The following is a 19,544-nucleotide window of genomic DNA, read 5'->3' as shown; positions in this document are numbered from 1 at the left end:
TCACGCCGGGGTGGCTGCACGTATACGTGCGGCCGCCCCGGGGGGCGGGACGGCCGCCACCCGGGCCTTTGGGGCCCGGGTGAAACCTGACCGTCACTCCCGATCCCTCCCCCCCCGGAACGCGCACCACTGGAACCCGCTCCCTAGGATCCAGCGCCCAACTGGTCCTATCTCACACCCAACTTTGGCCTTATCACCTGCACCCTCTACATCCCGCGCCACCGCCAGCCCGAACCACAACATCCGCGAAACCCTGTGCGCGCGCGCACCCTTAACCACGTTTCCCCACCCCACCCTCTCCGAATTTGTATGCACACTTTGCGGCACAGCCCTCTGCACAACCGCCTGCACAGCCGAAATCCCCCAACCCCTTGCCCCCATTGACTTCGTTACCGCCCCACGGCCACATCCCCCCAAAGGGGACCGCCATGACCGCACGCACCGAAGACCTCGCCGCCCGCCTGATGCGCTACTGCGCCATCGACACCCAGTCCGATGCCGACAGCCCCAGCCAACCCTCCACCGCAGTCCAACTGAACCTCGCCAAACTGCTGGTGCAGGAACTCGCGGCCATCGGCGCCGCCGACATCACCCTCACCGACTACGGCACGGTGCTGGCCACCATCCCCGCCACCGCGCCGGGCCCGACCATCGGCTTTCTGGCCCATATGGACACCGCCCCCCAATTCAACGCCACCGGCGTGAAACCCCGCCTCATCCGCGGCTACAACGGCGGCGCGATCAGCTACCCCGACAACCCCACCCTGACGCTCACCCCCGAATCCTCGCCCAACCTGTTGAAAAAGCTGGGCCATGACATCGTCACCGCCTCCGGCACCACGCTTCTGGGCGCGGATGACAAGGCAGGCATCGCCATCATCCTGCACACTGCCGCCACACTGCTGGCAGACCCCACCATCCCCCACGGCCCCATCCGCCTCGCCTTCACCCCGGACGAGGAAATCGGCCGCGGCGTCGACAAGCGCCTGCCCAAGGACCTTGCCGTCGACTGGGCCTACACCTTCGACGGCGGCGAGGCGGGCGAGATCGAATTCGAAACCTTCTCCGCCGACGGGGCCGAGGTGAAGATCGAAGGCGTCTCGATCCACCCCGGCTGGGCCAAGGGCAAGATGGTCAACGCGATCCATCTGGCGGCAAAGATCATCGCGGCCCTCCCCCAGCACACGATGCTGCCCGAACTGACCGACGGCCGCGACGGCTTCATCCACGCGACGGAAATGACGGGCGGTTCATCGGCCATGACGCTGCGCTTCATCCTGCGCGATTTCGAACGCGAAGGGCTTGAAGCCAAAGGCGAAATCCTGCGTCAGGTCTGCGCCGCAGTGCAGGCGGGCGAACCCCGCGCCACGATCACCTGCACCATCACCCCGCAATACCGCAACATGCGCTACTGGCTGGAAAAGGACATGCGCCCCGTCACGCTGGCGCAAGAGGCCTGCCGCGACATCGGACTCGACCCCGTCTCGGTCCCGATCCGCGGCGGCACCGACGGCTCGCGCCTGACGGAAATGGGCGTGCCCTGCCCCAACCTGTTTACCGGCATGCAGGAAATCCACGGGCCGCTGGAATGGGTCTCGGTGCAGGACATGGAACGCGCCTCCGTCCTGATGCTGTCGATCCTCCGTCGCGCCGCCGCCAAGGCAGGACATCCGCCCGATACCCCATGAAACACCCCTCCCCCTACGCTGCCCCGGGCTTCTACGATGACGCGCTGGCAAAGGGCCGCCACCGCGACATCGTGGGCGGGCGCTGGGACGAAACCCCGCGCATTGTCCTGCCCCTGCTGGCACGGCACGGCCTGACGGCGCGCGACCACCTCCTCGACATCGGCGCGGGCAGCCTGCGCCTTGGCCGCCACCTCGCGCCGCAGGTCGCGGAATACTGGGCCACCGACGCCTCGCGCGCGCTCATGCTTAAAGGTTGGGAAACCGAACTGGACGAGGCTGGCCGCATCAGCCTCCCGCAAGACCACCTTATCGGGGACGAAACTTTCGCCTATCCGACCGTCCCCGCCACCATCACCTTCGCCCTCGCCTTCGCCGTCTTCACCCACCTGCCCGCCGACGCCCTGCAATCCGCGCTGCAAAACCTCCGCCCCCGCTTTCCCGCCCTGCGCCGCGTGATCTTCACCGTCTTCCTGTGCCCCGAAACCCACACCGGCCCCCAACGCCAGAACGACGGCGTCGTCACCCATCCCGACCGCTTCCCGTGGCACATGACCGGAACCCGCGCGCTGGCAATCGCACAGGACGCAGGCTTTGCCGCCACCGCCCACCCCCACCGCCTGCCGCGCGGTCAGGTGATGATCACCGCCGATCCGGCCTGACGCCCCGCGAATCACCCGATACCGCTAACGGAATCCCTCTTGTGATCACACTTTTTCGACCCGTGATCACAAATTCCGCTTTTTCTGCGCGAAACCGCTGCATACCATAGAATACCGTTTCCCGACCCTCGTTTCCGTGGCATTCCACCCGCAAAACCACAGTTACGGGACGGTCGCCATGAACATCCACGAATATCAGGCCAAGGCGCTTTTGCGGTCCTACGGCGTTCCGGTCTCGGACGGTCGCGTCGTGATGAAGGCCGAAGAGGCCAAGACCGCCGCAGGCGAACTCGACGGCCCGCTCTGGGTGGTCAAGGCCCAGATCCACGCGGGCGGCCGCGGCAAGGGCAGCTTCAAGGAACCCGAGGCCGGTGAAAAGGGCGGCGTCCGCCTTGCCCGTTCCGTGGAAGAGGCCGACCAGTTCGCCCGCCAGATGCTGGGCCGCACCCTCGTCACCATCCAGACCGGCCCGGCGGGCAAGCAGGTCAACCGCATCTACATCGAGGACGGCTCCGACATCGAACGCGAGCTCTACCTCGCCATCCTGATCGACCGCCAGACCTCGCGCATCTCCTTCGTCGCATCGACCGAAGGCGGCATGTCGATCGAGGATGTGGCCCACAACACCCCCGAAAAGATCGTCTCCTTCTCGGTCGACCCCGCCACCGGCCTGTCCGATTTCCACGGCCGCCGTGTCGCCTTCGCGCTGAAACTCGAAGGCCAGCAGGTCAAGCAATGCGTCGCGCTGGTGAAGAACCTCTACAAGCTCTTCATCGAGAAAGACATGGAGATGCTGGAGATCAACCCGCTGGTCGTCATGACCAACGGCAACCTGAAATGCCTCGACGCGAAGATGGGCTTCGACTCCAACGCCCTCTACCGCCACGCCGACATCGCCGCCCTGCGCGACGAGACGGAGGAAGACCCCAAGGAACTCGCCGCCTCGAAGTTCGATCTGAACTACATCGCGCTGGATGGCGAGATCGGCTGCATGGTCAACGGCGCGGGCCTTGCGATGGCCACGATGGACATCATCAAGCTTTACGGCGCGGAACCGGCCAACTTCCTTGACGTGGGCGGCGGCGCGACGAAAGAGAAGGTGACCGAAGCCTTCAAAATCATCACCTCGGACCCCAACGTCAAAGGCATCCTCGTCAACATCTTCGGCGGCATCATGCGCTGCGACATCATCGCAGAAGGCGTGATCGCGGCGGTCAAGGAAGTCGGCCTCAAGGTGCCGCTGGTCGTCCGTCTGGAAGGGACCAATGTCGAGCTGGGCAAGGAAATCATCAACAAATCCGGCCTGAACGTGATCGCCGCCGACAACCTGTCGGACGCGGCGCAGAAGATCGTCAAGGCGGTCAAGGGCTGAACGGGCATCAGGGCGCAGCGCAAAGGTCAAACAGTGAAAACCATCGTATCAGTTCCCGCTCTCACCCTCGTGGCGGCGCTGGCCCTTGCCAGTCCCTCCGCGGCGCAGGACATGGCCGACGCTGCCAACCTGAACGCCTCCGCCCCCGACATGCTGCTGCGGGGCGCGGCGGCCAACTGCCTTGCCGGTTCCGGTGACCTCTGGCTCGCCATGGACGCTTTCTCCTCCGCAGGCTGGGAAGGCGGCGAGGCGGACGATGGTGGCCTTCGCTCCTATGTGCTGGACGAAACCATGGCCTATGTGAACCCCGACGCGGGCTTCTGCGCGGTGGAAAACATGGTGCTGGGCTTCGACGACGCCATCGCCGTCGCCTCCGACCTCGTCACGCTTCAGGCCGGCGGCACCGCCGAAGTCTCGCAGGACACCGACGGCTGCCTCTATGTCGCCTCGGACGCGGACCCCGAAAACTACATCGCCATCACCACGGGCGGCAACGACCCGATGTGTGAAGAACAACCCGATGGCGGCGTGACACTCACCGTTCTGGACGAGGGCTGACCCCGTCCGGACCGACCCGACATCGCCCCGAGGGGCAAACGAACCCCGCCCCGCAAGGGGCAACCGATCAAGGAGCCGACCATGGCCGTACTCGTCAACGAAAACACCCGCGTGATCTGCCAGGGCTTCACCGGCAGCCAGGGCACCTTCCATTCCGAGCAGGCCATCGCCTATGGCACGAAGATGGTCGGCGGCGTGACACCGGGCAAAGGCGGCACGACCCACCTTAACCTTCCGGTATTCGATTCCGTTCATGAAGCGAAGGCAACCACGCAGGCCAACGCGACCGTGATCTACGTCCCCCCGCCCTTCGCGGCCGACTCGATCCTCGAGGCCATCGATGCCGAGATGGAGCTGATCGTCTGCATCACCGAAGGCATCCCGGTGCTGGACATGATGAAGGTCAAGCGCGCCCTGTCGGGGTCGAAATCCCGCCTGATCGGGCCGAACTGCCCCGGCGTTATCACCCCCGACGCCTGCAAGATCGGCATCATGCCCGGCCACATCCACAAGCGCGGCTCGGTCGGCGTCGTCTCGCGCTCGGGCACGCTGACCTATGAGGCGGTCAAGCAGACCTCCGACCTCGGCCTTGGCCAGTCCTCGGCGGTCGGAATCGGCGGCGATCCGATCAAGGGGACGGAACATATCGACGTGCTCGAGATGTTCCTTGCCGACCCCGAGACGCAGTCGATCATCATGATCGGCGAAATCGGCGGTTCGGCCGAGGAAGAGGCGGCACAATTCCTGAAGGACGAGGCAAAGCGCGGCCGCGCCAAGCCCTGCGCCGGTTTCATCGCGGGCCGCACCGCCCCCCCCGGCCGCCGCATGGGCCACGCGGGTGCCATCGTCGCGGGCGGCAAGGGTGACGCGGAAAGCAAGATCGAGGCGATGCGCTCTGCAGGCATCGTCGTGGCCGACAGCCCCGCCACGCTGGGCGAGGCGGTCATGAAGGCTCTGGGCAAGTAACACAGGAGAGCGGGCGATGGAGGAGCAGGCCATGGACATCAGGACCAAGACGGTGATCGCCTCCTTCCTCGCCCTGCTGGGCTTCCTCGCCCTCGCGGCCTGGACGTCCACCACCCACGCAGAACCCAACCGCGCGCTACAGGGCGCGCTGTTCGGACAGACAGAATGAAGTTGCCAGAAGCGGGCCGGGACGCCGGTCCGCTTGTCCCGTGAAGGGGGAGGAATCGAAGAGATGACCGAGCATACGCCCAACGACCAGTTCCACGCCTCGAGCTTCCTGCAAGGCCACAACGCCGAATATATCGACCAGCTTCAGGCCCGCTATGCGGCTGACCCGAACGCGGTCGATGCCGCATGGGCCGAATTCTTCCGCGCCCTCGGCGACAGCGAACTTGACGCCAAGCGTCAGGCGCAGGGGCCGTCCTGGGCGCGCGCCGACTGGCCGCCCGCCCCCGCCGATGACCTGACCGCCGCCATGACCGGCGAATGGCCCGCCGCCCCCGCCAAGGAAGGCCGCGCCGCCGCGCAGAAGATCGTGGAAAAGGCCGCCGAAAAGGGCGTCTCGCTGACCGACGCGCAGGTGCAGCGCGCCGTGCTCGACTCCATCCGCGCGCTGATGATCATCCGCGCCTACCGCATCCGCGGCCATCTGGTGGCCGACCTCGACCCGCTGGGCATGCGCGACGACAAGCTCCACCCCGAGCTTGACCCCGCCTCCTACGGCTTCACCGAGGCCGACATGGACCGCCCGATCTTCATTGACAAGGTGCTGGGCCTCGAAATGGCCTCCATGCGCCAGATCATCGAGATCGTGCGCCGCACCTATTGCGGCACCTTCGCGCTGCAATACATGCACATCTCCGACCCCGAACAGGCCGCATGGCTCAAGGAACGGATCGAAGGCTACGGCAAGGAAATCGCCTTCACCCGCGAAGGGCGCCGCGCCATCCTGAACAAGCTGGTCGAAGCCGAGGGTTTCGAAAAGTTCCTCCATGTCAAATACATGGGCACCAAACGCTTCGGCCTTGACGGCGGCGAGGCGCTGATCCCCGCGATGGAACAGATCATCAAGCGCGGCGGTGCGCTGGGTGTGAAGGAAATCGTCATCGGCATGCCCCACCGCGGCCGCCTGTCGGTTCTGGCCAACGTCATGGCCAAACCCTACCGCGCCATCTTCCACGAATTCCAAGGGGGATCTTACAAGCCCGAGGATGTGGATGGCTCCGGCGACGTGAAATACCACCTCGGCGCCTCCTCCGACCGGACCTTCGACGGCAACACCGTCCACCTGTCGCTGACCGCCAACCCCTCGCACCTCGAGGCAGTGAACCCCGTCGTCCTCGGCAAGGTCCGCGCCAAACAGGACCAGCTGGGCGACCAGACCGACCGCGCCTCGGTCCTGCCGATCCTGCTGCACGGCGACGCGGCCTTTGCCGGTCAGGGCGTCGTGGCCGAATGTTTCGGCCTGTCGGGCCTGCGCGGCCACCGCACGGGCGGCACCATCCACATCGTGGTGAACAACCAGATCGGCTTCACCACCGCGCCGCACTTCTCGCGCTCCTCGCCCTATCCGACCGACATCGCCCTGATGGTCGAGGCGCCGATCTTCCACGTCAACGGCGACGACCCCGAAGCGGTGGTCCACGCCGCCCGCGTGGCGACCGAATACCGCCAGAAGTTCCACAAGGACGTCGTGCTCGACATCTTCTGCTATCGCCGCTTCGGCCATAACGAAGGCGACGAGCCGATGTTCACCAATCCGGCCATGTACAACCGGATCAAAAAGCACAAGACCACGCTGCAGATCTACACCGAACGCCTCGTGAAAGACGGCCTCATCCCCGAGGGCGAGATCGAGGACATGAAGGCCGCCTTCCAGTCGAAACTCAACGAAGAGTTCGATATCGGCAAGAATTTCAAGCCGAACAAGGCAGACTGGCTGGATGGCCGCTGGTCGGGGCTGGACCGCGAGAAAGAGGAATACCAGCCCGGCCAGACAGCGATCAAACCGGAAACGATGAAGGAAGTGGGCGCCGCCCTCACCCGCGTCCCCGAGGGCTTCGACATCCACAAGACCGTCGCGCGCCAACTGGACGCCAAGGCCAAGATGTTCGAAACCGGCAAGGGCTTTGACTGGGCCACGGCCGAGGCGCTGGCCTTCGGCTCGCTTGCCACCGAAGGTTTCCCCGTCCGTCTGGCCGGTCAGGACTGCACCCGCGGCACCTTCTCGCAGCGCCACTCGGCCTTCATCGACCAGACGACCGAGGAACGCCACTACCCCCTGAACCACATCCGCCCCGGACAGGCGCGGTATGAGGTCATCGACTCGATGCTCTCGGAATACGCCGTCCTTGGCTTCGAATACGGCTACTCGCTGGCCGAACCCAATGCGCTCGTGATGTGGGAGGCGCAGTTCGGCGACTTCGCCAACGGCGCGCAGATCATGTTCGACCAGTTCATCAACTCGGGCGAACGCAAGTGGCTGCGGATGTCGGGCCTCGTCATGCTGCTGCCCCACGGCTTCGAAGGGCAGGGTCCGGAACACTCCTCCGCCCGTCTGGAACGCTTCCTGCAGCTTTCGGCGGAAGACAACTGGATTGTGGCGAACTGCTCCACCCCCGCCAACTACTTCCACATCCTGCGCCGCCAGATCCACCGCAGCTTCCGCAAGCCGCTGGTCCTGATGACGCCGAAATCGCTCCTGCGTCACCCGATGTGCGTGTCGGATGCCGAGGATTTCACCACCGGCTCCACCTTCCACCGCGTCCTCTGGGACGACGCGCAAAAGGGCCATTCCGACCTGACCCTGAAACCCGACGCCAAGATCAAGCGCGTCGTCATCTGCTCGGGCAAGGTCTATTACGACCTGCTCGCGGAACGCGACAAGCGGGGGCTGGACGACGTCTACCTGCTGCGTCTGGAACAGTTCTACCCCTTCCCCGCCATGTCGATGGTCAAGGAGCTTGAACGCTTCAAGAACGCCGACATCGTCTGGTGCCAGGAAGAACCCAAGAACCAGGGCGGCTGGACCTTCGTCGAACCCAACCTCGAATGGGTGCTGGGCCGCATCGGCGCCAAGTCGAAACGCGCCGCCTATGCCGGCCGCGCCGCCTCGGCCTCGCCCGCCACCGGCCTCGCCTCGCGCCACAAGGCCGAACAGGAGGCACTGGTGAACGAAGCCCTCGGCGGTCCCGCCGCCTGATCCCATCCCGCCCGCGGCCACCCCGCCGCGGGCCCGACCCCAACGATAGGCGCCCATCAAGCGGCGCGGAGGAACCGAAGATGACCGATGTTATGGTGCCCGCCCTTGGCGAAAGCGTCTCCGAAGCCACCGTTTCGACCTGGTTCAAGAAACCGGGCGATTTCGTGAAGCAGGACGAGATGCTCTGTGAACTCGAAACCGACAAGGTGTCGGTCGAGGTGCCCGCCCCCGTTTCCGGCGTGCTGACCGAAATCATCGCCCCCGAAGGCGCGACCGTGGCCGCCAATGCCCGCCTTGCCATCATGACCGAAGGCGGCGCCGCCGCCGCTCCGGCCCCGAAGGCCGAGGCCGCGCCCTCCGCTGCCCCCCCCGCCGCGAAGGATGTCGAAGACGCCCCCGCCGCGAAAAAGGCACTGGCCGAGGCGGGCCTCACCCGCGATCAGGTGCAGGCCACCGGCCGCGACGGCCGCGTGATGAAGGAAGACGTGGCCCGCGCCGTGGCCGGTGCTGCCGGTGCCGCCGCCGCCGCCGTGGCCCCCGCGCCCGCCCCCGCCGCCATCCCCCGCGCTCCCGTGCCCGCCGATGACGCCGCGCGCGAGGAACGGGTCAAGATGACCCGCCTGCGCCAGACCATCGCCCGCCGCCTGAAGGACGCGCAGAACACCGCCGCCATGCTGACGACCTATAACGAGGTCGACATGTCCGGTATCATGGAACTCCGCAACACCTACAAGGACGCCTTCGAAAAGAAGCACGGCGTCAAGATGGGCTTCATGTCCTTCTTCGTGAAGGCCTGCTGCCACGCCCTGAAAGAGGTGCCCGAGGTCAACGCCGAAATCGACGGCACCGATGTCGTCTACAAGAACTACGTCCACATGGGCGTGGCCGTGGGCACGCCCTCTGGCCTCGTCGTTCCCGTGGTGCGCGATGCCGACCAGATGGGCTTTGCCGCGATCGAAAAGAAAATCGCCGAACTCGGCATCCGCGCCCGCGACGGGAAACTGTCGATGGCCGAAATGCAGGGCGGCTCCTTCACCATCTCGAACGGCGGCGTCTACGGCTCGCTCATGTCCTCGCCCATCCTGAACCCGCCGCAGTCGGGCATCCTCGGGATGCACAAGATCCAGGACCGCCCCGTGGTGGTGAACGGCCAGATCGTCATCCGCCCGATGATGTATCTGGCGCTCTCCTACGACCACCGCATCGTCGACGGCAAAGGCGCGGTGACCTTCCTCGTCCGCGTCAAGGAAGCGCTGGAAGACCCGCGCCGTCTGTTGATGGATCTCTGACCCGTAGGATGGGCAATATTGCCCATCCTACCGCAAGGCGGGGCCACCGGCCCCGCCTTGCCCCCGCCCCGACCCGAGGCCCGCAATGACCCCCGAACTCACCGCCCTCACCCTCGCTGGCCTCCTCCAGATGGTGCAGTTCATCCTCTTCGCCGTCCCCGCCAACCTTGAACTCGGCACCCGCTACACCTCCGGCCCCCGCGACCGCGCGCCGGAGCGGCCCCTCTCCACCCTGACGGGCCGCCTGCAGCGCGCGATGAACAACCATTTCGAAGGGCTGATCCTCTTCACCCTCGCCGTGGTGGTCGTCACGCTGTCGGGCACATCCTCGCCCCTCACCGCGACGCTGGCCTTCGCCTATCTGGCCGCCCGCATCCTCTACATCCCCGCCTATGCCTTCGGCTGGCGCCCCTGGCGTTCAGCCATCTGGGCCGTGGGCTGGTTCGCCACCCTCGGCCTCATGCTGGCCGCGCTGATCTGACAAACGTATGTACACCTGTCTGCACAGCTTGCGGCACAGCCCGCGGCACGGCGCAGAGGGACTGACAAGGAAGGAACCGACCCATGGCTGAATTCGACGTCATCATCATCGGCGGCGGCCCCGGCGGCTATGTCTGCGCCATCCGCTGCGCGCAACTGGGCCTGAAGACCGCGGTCGTCGAAGGGCGCGACACCCTTGGCGGTACCTGCCTGAACGTGGGCTGCATCCCGTCCAAGGCGCTCTTGAATGCCACCCACCACCTGCACGAAGTGCATGAGAACTTTGAAAAAATGGGCCTGATGGGCGCCAAGCCCACCGTCGATTGGGCGCGTATGCTCGGCTACAAGGACGACGTGATCGGCCAGAACACCAAGGGCATCGAATTCCTGTTCAAGAAGAACAAGGTCACATGGCTCAAGGGCTGGGGTTCCATCCCCGCCGCCGGTCAAGTGAAGGTGGGCGACGAGGTGCACAGCGCGAAAAACATCGTGATTGCAACGGGTTCCGAATCCTCGCCCCTGAACGGCGTGACGGTGGACGAAAAGACCGTCGTCACCTCCACCGGCGCGCTGACCCTGGAAAAGATCCCTGCCAAACTGGTCGTTATCGGCGCAGGCGTGATCGGCCTTGAAATGGGCAGCGTCTACGCCCGCCTCGGCGCCGAAGTCACCGTGGTCGAATACCTCGACGCCATCACCCCCGGCATGGATGCCGAAGTCGCCAAATCCTTCCAGCGCATCCTGCAAAAACAGGGGCTCAAGTTCATCCTCGGCGCCGCCGTGCAGGGTGTCGATGTGTCGAAGAAGGGCGCCAAGGTCCGCTACAAACTCCGCAAGGACGACTCCGAGGCCACGCTCGACGCCGACACCGTGCTGGTCGCCACGGGCCGCCGCCCCTTCACCGCGGGCCTCGGCCTCGAGTCGCTGGGGGTTGAGATGCTCCCGCGCGGACAGGTCAAGACCGACGCCCATTTCGCCACGAATATCAAGGGCCTATACGCCATCGGCGACGCGATCACCGGCCCCATGCTCGCCCACAAGGCCGAGGATGAGGGCATGGCGCTGGCCGAAATCCTTGCCGGCAAGGCGGGCCATGTGAATTACGGCGTGATCCCCGGCGTCATCTACACCACGCCCGAAGTGGCAAGCGTCGGCAAGACCGAGGAACAGCTCAAGGAAGAGGGCCGCGCCTACAAGGTCGGCAAGTTCTCCTTCATGGGCAATGGCCGCGCCAAGGCGGTGTTCCAGGGCGAAGGCTTCGTGAAACTGCTGGCCGACAAGGCGACCGACCGCATCCTCGGCGCCCATATCATCGGCCCCGCCGCGGGCGACCTGATCCACGAAGTCTGCGTCGCGATGGAATTCGGCGCCTCGGCGCAGGATCTGGCCCTCACCTGCCACGCCCACCCGACATATTCCGAAGCGGTGCGCGAGGCGGCGCTCGCCTGTGGCGACGGCGCGATCCACGCCTGATCTTGGCCGGGGGAGGTGGGCCAACCTTCCCCCCCCGCCGCATTTTCCGTTCCCAAATATCCTGCAGGGGGTCCGGGGGACGCAAAGTCCCCCGGTCCGCCATCCGGCACCCGCGAAACCCCACCAACGAAGCGCCAAGGGGGTGAGGGGGGCGCAGCCCCCCGCACCCCCCTCACCGCGCCCGCCGCAGCCGCAGCGCATCCCCAAGCGCGGGCAGCACGCAGACCGCCGACACCACGGCGCAGGCGGCAAAGCCCCATCCCGCCTCGACCCAGCCGAACCCGGCGGTGGCGACGAACATCGCCAGATAGGTCACCCCCGAATTCAGCCCCAGAATCGCCCCCCGCCGCGCGGCATCCATCCCCGCCAGCCGCCCGACGATCAGGTTCAGCCCCATGTGGTTGATCATCCCCCAGGTCAGGCACCCCGCCACCAGCGCCCATGCGCTGCCCGCCACCAGCGCCAGCGCCAGATATTGCACCACCAGCACGCCGAACACCCAAGGCGCGACCCGCCGCGCCCCGAACCGGTCGATCCACGGATCGCCCAGCGCCGCCGCCCCGAACCCGATCCCGTAGACCAGCGGCACCGCCCCCGCCATCCAGACTGGCCAGCCCAGCCCCGCCTGCAGATGCGGCGCGACATAGGCATAAAGCCCATAGAAAGCCGCCATATAGCCCCCCGCCACCGCCAGCGCCGGCCCGATCCCGGGCACCCGCAGCGCCGACCACGGCGTCCCGCCCTGCGCCGCCCGCACCTCGCCCATCCGCGGCGACAGCGCCAGCGCCAGCAGCACCACGACCCCCAGCCCCGCCAGCACCCCATGCACCGCCCGCCACCCCGCCACCTCGGCAATCAAAGCAGCGGCGGATGCGCCAAAGACAAGGCTCAGCGTCCATCCCATCAGAACCCGGCCCAGAAAGGTGCTCTCCCGCCCCTTGGGCGCGATCTCGGCGGCCAGCCCGTATGTCGCAGGCAGCGCCACGCCAGACCCCAGCCCCGCCACCCCCTGCGCCACCCAGACCACCGCCAGCGTCGGTGCCAGCGCCGTCGCGGCCATCCCCAGCACCAGCACGCACAGCGCCACCGACAGCGCCCGCGACAGCCCGATCCGGTCGGCATAGGGCGCGATCCCCACCGCCGCCAGCGCCGTCCCCGCCCCGAAGAGCGACGCCGCCACCAGCACCTCCTGCGCACTCGCCCCACCAAAGCCGCGCCCGATCTCCAGCGCGACAGGCGACAGGGCCAGCGAATTGGACCCGACAAGGGTCACCGCCGCCATCAGCAGCACGATCGGGGGAAGTCTCATCATCACATCATCCCGCCAGATGCCGCAGCCCCTGCGTCACATCCGTTCGCACCGCCAGCCGCAGCCCCGGCTCGTCCCCCGCCTTCAGCGCGGCAAGGATCATCCGGTGGTGCTGCGGCGGCTCTTTCCGGCGCAGCTTGGAGTAAAGCGCCCGCATGGTGGGCCCCAGTTGCAGCCAAACGGTTTCGCAGATGGCCAGCATCGCGGGCGCCTGCGCGCGCAGGTACAACGTGCGGTGGAATTCAAGATTGGTCCGCACATAGGCCACCGCATCCTGCTTCACCACCGCCTCCGCGTTCAGCGCATTGATCGCCGCCAACCGTTCGATCAGCGCGAAATGCGCCCGCGGCAGCGCCCTTGCTGCCATCTCGGGCTCCAGCAGCGCCCGGATCGCCGCCAACTCCTCGATCCGCTCGGGCGATAGTTCCGGCGTCGAGATCCGCCCCGACGAGGACAGCGTCAGCGCCCCCTCCGCCACAAGCCGCCGCACCGCCTCGCGCGCGGGGGTCATGGACACGCCGAACTGCTTGCCCAGCCCCCGCAACGTCATCGCCTGACCGGGCGGCAGCTCGCCATGCATCACCTGCTGGCGCAGCGTCCGGTACAGGCGTTCATGCGCGGCGGCGTTGGGGTCGGTCTGGCGCGGGGTGATCGGCATGATGCGCAGCCAAGCACCCGCAACGGGGAAAAATCAATCCCCGAAACGATAGGCATGCAGCGCCTGCCCCTCGGCATGCAGCCATTTCCGCTGCACCTGCCAGCGGGGATAAAGTCGCTCCACCACTGCCCAGAAACGGTCGGAATGGTTCATCTCGACCATATGCGCCACCTCATGCGCGGCGACATAGTCCAGCACCGAAGGCGGGGCCATCACCAGCCGCCAGGAATACATCAGCGACCCGTCATGCGCGCAGGATCCCCAGCGAGACCGCGTGTCCCGCAGCGTGACCCGCGTCACCGTACGCCCGATCGCCGCCGCGTGACGGTCCGATGCCGCGACCAGCCGCTCCCGCGCCAGCGCCTTGAGGAAGGCCCCCACCCGCGCCCCCGCCTGCGCCGGATCGCCCGGCACCAGCAGCGAGTCGCCCTCCACCCGCACCCCGCGCCCCGTCGCCGCGACAAGCCGCAGCAGCCGCCCCTCCACCGGAACTTCGGACCCGATTCCCACCCCGGCCCGCGACGGCATGGCCGCCAGCGTCTCGCGCAGCCAGCCCTCCTGCGCGCGGGCGAAATCCATCGCCTCGGCCTCGCGCGCGCGGGCGGGCAGCGACAGCGTCACCCGCCCGTCCAGCCGCGACACCCTGAGCGAGAAGCGCCGCGCGCGGGCCGACCGTTTCAGGACGATTTCCACCGGGGGCGAGCCGGGAAGGACAGGCATCACGGAACCTCTTGCTTTGCGCGCCAAGGATAGCCACTTGCACCATGGCTGCAACGCCCGCAAAAGCCTTTGACACCCGCCTTGCCTTGTGGCAAGCGACCACGACTCTGGACAACCCAGCCTGACGCATGGCGCAGCCGATTCCGGCAAGCCGTCGCAGGGGCCATGACAAAGGGACGACCATGCCCAAGGAAGAATGGGGTACAAAGCGTATCTGCCCGACGACCGGCAAGCGCTTCTATGACCTGAACCGCTCGCCCATCGTTTCGCCCTATACCGGCGAAGTGGTGGATATCGAATCCGCCCGCCGCAAGATGGCCGCCGCCGTCATCAGCCGCGCCGTGCCGGAAAAGGACGATGACGTTCTGGTCGACGATCTGGAAGCCGATGACGACCTGCTCGAGGCGGGCGTTGCCGACGACACGGAACTGGACGACGATCTGCTGGAAGATGACGCCGACGACAACGTCTCGCTCGACGATCTGGCCGACGTGGCCGGCGACGAAGAGGAAGTCTGACACCGCTTTCGGGGCGCGGAACGGGGCCCGAAAACAAGGTTGGAAGAACGCGATTTTTCCCCTTGCACCCCACCGCGCCCTCTACTAGACAGCGGCCATCGAAGCGGAAACGCTTCGCCCATCGAAGCAGGAGTGCTTCGACCTCCGGTGGGGTCATAGCTCAGATGGGAGAGCGCTTGAATGGCATTCAAGAGGTCGGGAGTTCGATCCTCCCTGGCTCCACCAATATCCTTCCCCTGACATGCTGATGGCCGCGGATCGCAACATCCGGCGGCATGTCTTGCTTGCAACGCCCATCCGGCCCCACGCTCCACAGGCGCTGCCTGCAAGACGGGGCAGAGTCCGCGGACAGACGGGCAAGGCCCCCGCCATCGGGCAGGGGCCAGACGCAAGGTCCATGGACGGGCATCGGTCAAGGGGCAGGCCGCAGCCGTACCCGTGAACGGCGCGGCAGAACCATGCCCCGCGCTGCGCCTCAGTCCTCGGCCGTGCCGACCTGCGCCAGCACATCCCCCCGCCCGCGTGCCCGCAGGATCATCGGCAGGATCAGCGCCACCGCGGCCAGCCCCAGCAGCACCGCCGCCACGGGCGATTGCACCAGCGTCAGCGGATCGCCCTGCGCGATGGCCAGCGCGCGGCGCAACTGCTGTTCGGCCATGGGACCAAGGATCAGCCCCACCACCACCGGCGCGATGGGATAGCCGTATAGGCGCATCAGATACCCCAGCGTCCCGAAGAGCACGAGCATGGTCAGCTCCACCACCGACGGGTTCACCCCCAGCGTGCCCAGCGTGGCAAAGACAAGGATGCCGCCATAAAGCCACGGCTGTGGGATACGCAGCAGCAGAACCCAGAACCGGATCAGCGGCAGGTTCAGCACCAGAAGCATCACATTCGCCACCAGAAGCGACGCGATCAGCCCCCAGACCAGCTGCGGCGCGCTGGCGAACAGCAACGGCCCCGGCTGCAACCCGAACTGCTGGAACCCTGCCAGCATGATCGCCGCCGTCGCAGTCGTGGGCAGGCCCAGCGTCAACAGCGGCACCAGCGTCCCCGCCGCCGCCGCGTTGTTCGCGGCCTCCGGTCCCGCCACGCCCTCGATCGCGCCTTTTCCGAATTCTTCCGGATGTTTGGTCAGGTTCCGTTCGGTCGCATAGGACAGGAAGGACGCGATATCCGCCCCGCCCGCCGGCATCGACCCGATGGGAAAGCCGATCGCCGTGCCGCGCAGCCACGCCTTCCACGACCGCGCCCAATCGGCGGCCGTCATCTGCACCTTGCCCTTGATCGCCAGCACGCCATTGCCGCCATCCGGCCCCTGCGCCGCGACGAACAGCGCCTCGCCCAGCGCGAACATGGCAACCGCCAGCGTCGTCACCTCCACCCCGTCCAGCAGTTGCGGCACGCCGAAGGACAGCCGCGCCTGCCCCGTCAACTGGTCGATCCCGACCAAGGCCAGCGCCAGCCCGATGAACAGCGACACCAACCCCTTCAGCGCGCTGTCGCCAAAGGCCGCCGACACGGTGACAAAGGCCAGCACCATCAGCGCGAAATATTCCCGCGGGCCAAAGACCAGCGCCAGCTTCACCACATGCGGCGCAAGAAATGCCAGAAGCAGCGTCGCGATCAGCCCCGCCACAAACGACCCGATGGCCGCCGTCGCCAGCGCAGGCCCCCCGCGCCCCGCACGGGCCATCTTGTTCCCCTCCAGCGCGGTGATGACCGACGCGCTTTCGCCCGGCGTGTTCAGCAGGATCGACGTGGTCGACCCGCCATACATCCCCCCGTAATAGATCCCCGCGAACATGATCAGCGACCCCGCAGGGTCCAGCCCGTATGTCACGGGGAGCAGCAGCGCCACCGTCAGCGCAGGCCCGATCCCCGGCAGCACGCCCACCGCCGTGCCCAGCACCACCCCGATCAGCGCATAAAGCAGCATCATCGGCTCGAACGCCGTGGCCAGCCCCTGCATCAGAAAGCCGAAGGTATCCATGTCAGCGCCCGAAGATCAGCATTTCAATCGGCCCCGCAGGCAGGTTCAGCTGCAACAGGACATCGAAGACCAGATAGATGAACAGCCCCAGCGCCAGCCCCGACAGGATCGCGCGTGGGAAACGCCGCTCGCCAAAGGCCGCCGCGGCACAGGTGAACAGGATCGCGGCGCCAAGGACGAACCCGATCCAGTGGATCGTCGCCACCATCACCCCCATCCCGCCCAAAAGCCACAGCAGCGGCACCGCCTGCTGTTTCGGTCGTGGCGGGCCGGGGTTCCGCCATCCCTGCCATGCCGTCCCCAGACCCAGCGCCACCAGCACCCAGCCCACCAGCCACGGCACATCCCCCGGACCGACGCCCGCATAGCCCTGCTTGTTCGGAATGCGCCCGCCTTCCCAGACCAGCAGCGCGCCCAGCGCCACCAGACCGGCCGCGATGACGAACGCCGCCCCGTCGGGGCGGCGTCCCTGTGCACCTTGCGGTGTCATTGCACCAGACCGATGTCCTTGAGGATCGCGGTCGTCGACTCGATCTCCTTGGCAAGCTGCGCCTCGAAATCGGCACCCGCCAGATAGGTGTCGGCCCAGCCCTTGTCGGCCAGCGCCTTCTGCCATCCTGCCGATTTCGCCAGCTTCTCGATATCGCCCGCAACCTGCGCCTTCTGCTCGTCGCTCAGGCCAGGTGCGGCGGCCACCATGCGCCAGTTCTGCACCACGACGTCATAGCCCGCCTCGGTCAGCGTCGGCGCATCCACGCCCTCGATCCGTGCATCCGACGACACGGCCAGCAGGCGCATCGTGCCCGCCTCGACCTGCGGCAGGAACTCGCCCAGCCCCGAGATGCCCGCCGTCACCTGATTGCCCAGAATGGCCGCCGTCGCCTCGCCACCGCCCGAGAAGGCGACATAGTTGATCTTGGTCGGGTCAACACCCGCCGCCTTGGCCAGCAGGCCAACGGTGATATGGTCCACGCCACCGGCCGACCCGCCGGCCCAGCTTACGGCACCCGGATCGGCGGCCATGGCATCGACCAGACCCTTGATGTCCTGAATCTCCGACGCCGCCGGAACGACGATGGCGACCGCCTCGCCGGTCAGCCGCGCGATGGGCGTCACATCGGCCAGCGACACGGGCGAGGCATTGGTCAGGATCGCCCCGACCATCACATAGCCCCCCACGATCAGCTGCGACGGATCGCCCGACGCGCTGGACACGAACTGCGCCAGACCCACGGTCCCGCCCGCGCCCGGAACGTTCGTCACCTGCACGCTGGACGAAATCCCTTCGGCCTGCATCACCTCCTGCATGGTGCGCGCGGTCGAATCCCAGCCGCCACCGGGGCTGGCGGGGGCCATGATCGTGTAATCGTTCGCAAAGGCCGGCACGGCCAGCGCAGCCGCAACCATCGCGCCGAAAAGGGCATGTTTCATCGCTATTCCTCCCTGAACCGGCCTGCGCCGGTGATTCCCTGCGGCAGGCACCTCCTCGTGCCCCCTGCGACTCACCCGACCACAAAAACCTGTCATCAACCTGACACGCGGATTACCCGCCCACCGCAGCCTGCCACTTTGCCAACAGCCGCCGCCGCTTGGCCTGATCCAGATAGACCAGCAGGCCGGGACTGACCGCCACAGGCTGCAACTGCGCGCCCAGCGCGGCCTGCATGGCGCGGGCCGACTCGGCATCCGACACTTCCAGACTGACCGCAGGCAGGCGCAGCTTGCGCGCCAGCACCTCCTGCCCCTCGCGGCTCATCAGGAATCCCAGAAACGCCTCGCCCAGATCGGGGTTCCGCGCCGCGCGGGGCACAAGGGCGACCCGCGACACGACCACGGTGTAATCCCGCAGCAATACCAGCCCCAGATCGGGCCGCTGCCGCGCCTGATCGGCGGCATAACTGCCAAGGATGTTGTATCCCAGCTTCAGCCGCCCCTCGGCCACGCGGTCGATGATCTCCTGACTGGTGGGAAAGACCTCCAGCCCCGCATCCGCCATCGCGGCAAGGAGTGTCCAGATATCCCCCGACCGCTCCTCGTCCCGCGCAAGGAACAGATAGCCCAGCGCCGACAGGGTGATGTCATAGGTGCCCACCGCGCCACCCTGTCCCGCCTGCGCGCGAAGCCAGTCCATCAGCGCCCTGCGCGATTGCGGCGGCCCGCCGGGAAAGCTGGGCCGGTGATAGACCAGAACCGCAGGCTCGAAGGTCAGCGCATAGGCACGGTCCTGCCATTGCGCCCAGTCGGGCCAGTCCTTGGCCGCGGGCGGACGCACCGCCAGCGCGTAACCGTCATTGGCCAGCGACATCTGCAGGTCCATCCCCGAGGAAAAGACGAAATCCGCCGTCGCCCCGCCGTCATCGGTTTCGCGCCGCACGCGGTCGCGGATCGCGCCGGTCAGCAGATCCTCGTACCGGACCGCAACATCGGGATAGCGCGTCTGGAAGGCCGCGATCAGCGGGGCCGCCAACCCCTCGTCCAGCGTGGAATAGACCGTCAGCTCGCGTCCCGACCCGCCGGACGGTGCGGCAAATTCGAACACCTCTCCCCGTGCGGGCAGGGCGGCAAGCAACGACAGCAGGACAAAACGGACAATTCCCATGGGTCAAGCTTGCCCCATCACCGCCCCGTTCACAACGCCGCCGTTCCCCCCTACTCTGTC

General features: G+C 66.9%; 18 protein-coding genes and 1 tRNA gene. 12 read left to right on the top strand and 7 right to left on the bottom strand.

Annotation, left to right across the window (positions count from 1 at the left end):
* The first annotated feature begins 428 nt into the window (after nucleotides 1–428).
* From pepT to lpdA, 10 genes are all read left to right on the top strand, one after another.
* Nucleotides 429–1,688 carry a peptidase T gene (pepT, locus tag GU927_RS17150; protein ID WP_161763681.1) on the top strand — a complete coding sequence of 420 codons (1,260 nt, stop codon included), beginning with the start codon at nucleotides 429–431 and terminating at the stop codon, nucleotides 1,686–1,688.
* Nucleotides 1,685–2,347 carry a class I SAM-dependent methyltransferase gene (locus GU927_RS17145; protein WP_161763680.1) on the top strand — a complete coding sequence of 221 codons (663 nt, stop codon included), beginning with the start codon at nucleotides 1,685–1,687 and terminating at the stop codon, nucleotides 2,345–2,347. The genes pepT and GU927_RS17145 overlap by 4 nt, the downstream gene beginning before the upstream one ends.
* A gap of 178 nt (nucleotides 2,348–2,525) precedes the next feature.
* Nucleotides 2,526–3,719, top strand: coding sequence for an ADP-forming succinate--CoA ligase subunit beta (gene sucC, locus GU927_RS17140; protein ID WP_161763679.1), 1,194 nt, complete (start codon nucleotides 2,526–2,528; stop codon nucleotides 3,717–3,719).
* 33 nt (nucleotides 3,720–3,752) lie between these two features.
* Nucleotides 3,753–4,277: a hypothetical protein gene (locus GU927_RS17135; protein WP_161763678.1), complete on the top strand. Its 525-nt coding sequence runs from the start codon at nucleotides 3,753–3,755 to the stop codon at nucleotides 4,275–4,277.
* An 81-nt stretch (nucleotides 4,278–4,358) separates the two neighbouring features.
* Nucleotides 4,359–5,243: a succinate--CoA ligase subunit alpha gene (sucD, locus tag GU927_RS17130; protein ID WP_161763677.1), complete on the top strand. Its 885-nt coding sequence runs from the start codon at nucleotides 4,359–4,361 to the stop codon at nucleotides 5,241–5,243.
* 31 nt (nucleotides 5,244–5,274) lie between these two features.
* The gene (locus tag GU927_RS17125; protein WP_161763676.1) at nucleotides 5,275–5,412 is read left to right on the top strand and encodes a hypothetical protein; all 138 of its coding nucleotides are present in this window, start codon (nucleotides 5,275–5,277) and stop codon (nucleotides 5,410–5,412) included.
* 63 nt (nucleotides 5,413–5,475) lie between these two features.
* Nucleotides 5,476–8,445, top strand: a complete 2,970-nt coding sequence (locus tag GU927_RS17120) for a 2-oxoglutarate dehydrogenase E1 component (protein WP_161763675.1) — start codon at nucleotides 5,476–5,478, stop codon at nucleotides 8,443–8,445.
* Between the two features lie 80 nt (nucleotides 8,446–8,525).
* Nucleotides 8,526–9,734: a 2-oxoglutarate dehydrogenase complex dihydrolipoyllysine-residue succinyltransferase gene (gene odhB / locus GU927_RS17115; protein WP_232489255.1), complete on the top strand. Its 1,209-nt coding sequence runs from the start codon at nucleotides 8,526–8,528 to the stop codon at nucleotides 9,732–9,734.
* An 85-nt stretch (nucleotides 9,735–9,819) separates the two neighbouring features.
* Nucleotides 9,820–10,215, top strand: coding sequence for an MAPEG family protein (locus GU927_RS17110; protein WP_161763674.1), 396 nt, complete (start codon nucleotides 9,820–9,822; stop codon nucleotides 10,213–10,215).
* Nucleotides 10,216–10,298: 83 nt separating this feature from the next.
* A complete protein-coding gene (lpdA, locus tag GU927_RS17105; RefSeq protein ID WP_161763673.1) occupies nucleotides 10,299–11,687 on the top strand; it encodes a dihydrolipoyl dehydrogenase in 1,389 nt (462 codons plus the stop codon).
* 172 nt (nucleotides 11,688–11,859) lie between these two features.
* On the opposite strand, the gene GU927_RS17100 is transcribed toward lpdA, so the two are convergent.
* The 3 genes from GU927_RS17100 to GU927_RS17090 are packed head-to-tail and all read right to left on the bottom strand — an operon-like array spanning nucleotide 11,860 to nucleotide 14,374.
* Nucleotides 11,860–12,999: an MFS transporter gene (locus tag GU927_RS17100; RefSeq protein WP_161763672.1), complete on the bottom strand. Its 1,140-nt coding sequence runs from the start codon at nucleotides 12,997–12,999 to the stop codon at nucleotides 11,860–11,862.
* A gap of 4 nt (nucleotides 13,000–13,003) precedes the next feature.
* A complete protein-coding gene (locus GU927_RS17095) occupies nucleotides 13,004–13,654 on the bottom strand; it encodes a GntR family transcriptional regulator (RefSeq protein WP_161763671.1) in 651 nt (216 codons plus the stop codon).
* 33 nt (nucleotides 13,655–13,687) lie between these two features.
* Nucleotides 13,688–14,374, bottom strand: a complete 687-nt coding sequence (locus tag GU927_RS17090) for a M48 family metallopeptidase (protein WP_161763670.1) — start codon at nucleotides 14,372–14,374, stop codon at nucleotides 13,688–13,690.
* Between the two features lie 182 nt (nucleotides 14,375–14,556).
* Between GU927_RS17090 and GU927_RS17085 the strand changes: the two genes are divergently transcribed.
* Both GU927_RS17085 and GU927_RS17080 read left to right on the top strand, forming a co-directional pair.
* Nucleotides 14,557–14,892: a TIGR02300 family protein gene (locus GU927_RS17085; RefSeq protein ID WP_161763669.1), complete on the top strand. Its 336-nt coding sequence runs from the start codon at nucleotides 14,557–14,559 to the stop codon at nucleotides 14,890–14,892.
* Between the two features lie 149 nt (nucleotides 14,893–15,041).
* Nucleotides 15,042–15,117 (top strand) — tRNA-Ala (locus GU927_RS17080).
* A gap of 250 nt (nucleotides 15,118–15,367) precedes the next feature.
* Here GU927_RS17080 and GU927_RS17075 read toward each other — a convergent pair.
* The 4 genes from GU927_RS17075 to GU927_RS17060 all read right to left on the bottom strand — a co-directional run bounded on the left by GU927_RS17075 (nucleotide 15,368) and on the right by GU927_RS17060 (nucleotide 19,484).
* Nucleotides 15,368–16,885 carry a tripartite tricarboxylate transporter permease gene (locus GU927_RS17075; RefSeq protein ID WP_161763668.1) on the bottom strand — a complete coding sequence of 506 codons (1,518 nt, stop codon included), beginning with the start codon at nucleotides 16,883–16,885 and terminating at the stop codon, nucleotides 15,368–15,370.
* 1 nt (nucleotide 16,886) lies between these two features.
* Nucleotides 16,887–17,375 carry a tripartite tricarboxylate transporter TctB family protein gene (locus tag GU927_RS17070; RefSeq protein ID WP_161763667.1) on the bottom strand — a complete coding sequence of 163 codons (489 nt, stop codon included), beginning with the start codon at nucleotides 17,373–17,375 and terminating at the stop codon, nucleotides 16,887–16,889.
* Nucleotides 17,372–18,316: a Bug family tripartite tricarboxylate transporter substrate binding protein gene (locus tag GU927_RS17065; RefSeq protein ID WP_161763666.1), complete on the bottom strand. Its 945-nt coding sequence runs from the start codon at nucleotides 18,314–18,316 to the stop codon at nucleotides 17,372–17,374. The genes GU927_RS17070 and GU927_RS17065 overlap by 4 nt, the downstream gene beginning before the upstream one ends.
* A gap of 112 nt (nucleotides 18,317–18,428) precedes the next feature.
* Nucleotides 18,429–19,484, bottom strand: a complete 1,056-nt coding sequence (locus tag GU927_RS17060; protein ID WP_161763665.1) for an ABC transporter substrate-binding protein — start codon at nucleotides 19,482–19,484, stop codon at nucleotides 18,429–18,431.
* Nucleotides 19,485–19,544: the final 60 nt, after the last annotated feature.

It is taken from the genome of Paragemmobacter amnigenus (assembly GCF_009908265.2).
GTDB lineage: Bacteria > Pseudomonadota > Alphaproteobacteria > Rhodobacterales > Rhodobacteraceae > Paragemmobacter > Paragemmobacter amnigenus.
The sequence above is the reverse complement of the archived record's forward strand: the minus strand, read 5'-3'. Positions and strand labels throughout refer to the sequence as shown.

Coding starts and splice junctions, on each gene's coding strand:
- pepT (WP_161763681.1), top strand. CDS start 429: ATGACCGCACGCACCGAAGACCTCGCCGCCCGCCTGATGCGCTACTGC.
- GU927_RS17145 (WP_161763680.1), top strand. CDS start 1,685: ATGAAACACCCCTCCCCCTACGCTGCCCCGGGCTTCTACGATGACGCG.
- sucC (WP_161763679.1), top strand. CDS start 2,526: ATGAACATCCACGAATATCAGGCCAAGGCGCTTTTGCGGTCCTACGGC.
- sucD (WP_161763677.1), top strand. CDS start 4,359: ATGGCCGTACTCGTCAACGAAAACACCCGCGTGATCTGCCAGGGCTTC.
- GU927_RS17125 (WP_161763676.1), top strand. CDS start 5,275: ATGGACATCAGGACCAAGACGGTGATCGCCTCCTTCCTCGCCCTGCTG.
- GU927_RS17120 (WP_161763675.1), top strand. CDS start 5,476: ATGACCGAGCATACGCCCAACGACCAGTTCCACGCCTCGAGCTTCCTG.
- odhB (WP_232489255.1), top strand. CDS start 8,526: ATGACCGATGTTATGGTGCCCGCCCTTGGCGAAAGCGTCTCCGAAGCC.
- GU927_RS17110 (WP_161763674.1), top strand. CDS start 9,820: ATGACCCCCGAACTCACCGCCCTCACCCTCGCTGGCCTCCTCCAGATG.
- lpdA (WP_161763673.1), top strand. CDS start 10,299: ATGGCTGAATTCGACGTCATCATCATCGGCGGCGGCCCCGGCGGCTAT.
- GU927_RS17100 (WP_161763672.1), bottom strand. CDS start 12,999: ATGATGAGACTTCCCCCGATCGTGCTGCTGATGGCGGCGGTGACCCTT.
- GU927_RS17095 (WP_161763671.1), bottom strand. CDS start 13,654: ATGCCGATCACCCCGCGCCAGACCGACCCCAACGCCGCCGCGCATGAA.
- GU927_RS17090 (WP_161763670.1), bottom strand. CDS start 14,374: ATGCCTGTCCTTCCCGGCTCGCCCCCGGTGGAAATCGTCCTGAAACGG.
- GU927_RS17085 (WP_161763669.1), top strand. CDS start 14,557: ATGCCCAAGGAAGAATGGGGTACAAAGCGTATCTGCCCGACGACCGGC.
- GU927_RS17075 (WP_161763668.1), bottom strand. CDS start 16,885: ATGGATACCTTCGGCTTTCTGATGCAGGGGCTGGCCACGGCGTTCGAG.
- GU927_RS17070 (WP_161763667.1), bottom strand. CDS start 17,375: ATGACACCGCAAGGTGCACAGGGACGCCGCCCCGACGGGGCGGCGTTC.
- GU927_RS17065 (WP_161763666.1), bottom strand. CDS start 18,316: ATGAAACATGCCCTTTTCGGCGCGATGGTTGCGGCTGCGCTGGCCGTG.
- GU927_RS17060 (WP_161763665.1), bottom strand. CDS start 19,484: ATGGGAATTGTCCGTTTTGTCCTGCTGTCGTTGCTTGCCGCCCTGCCC.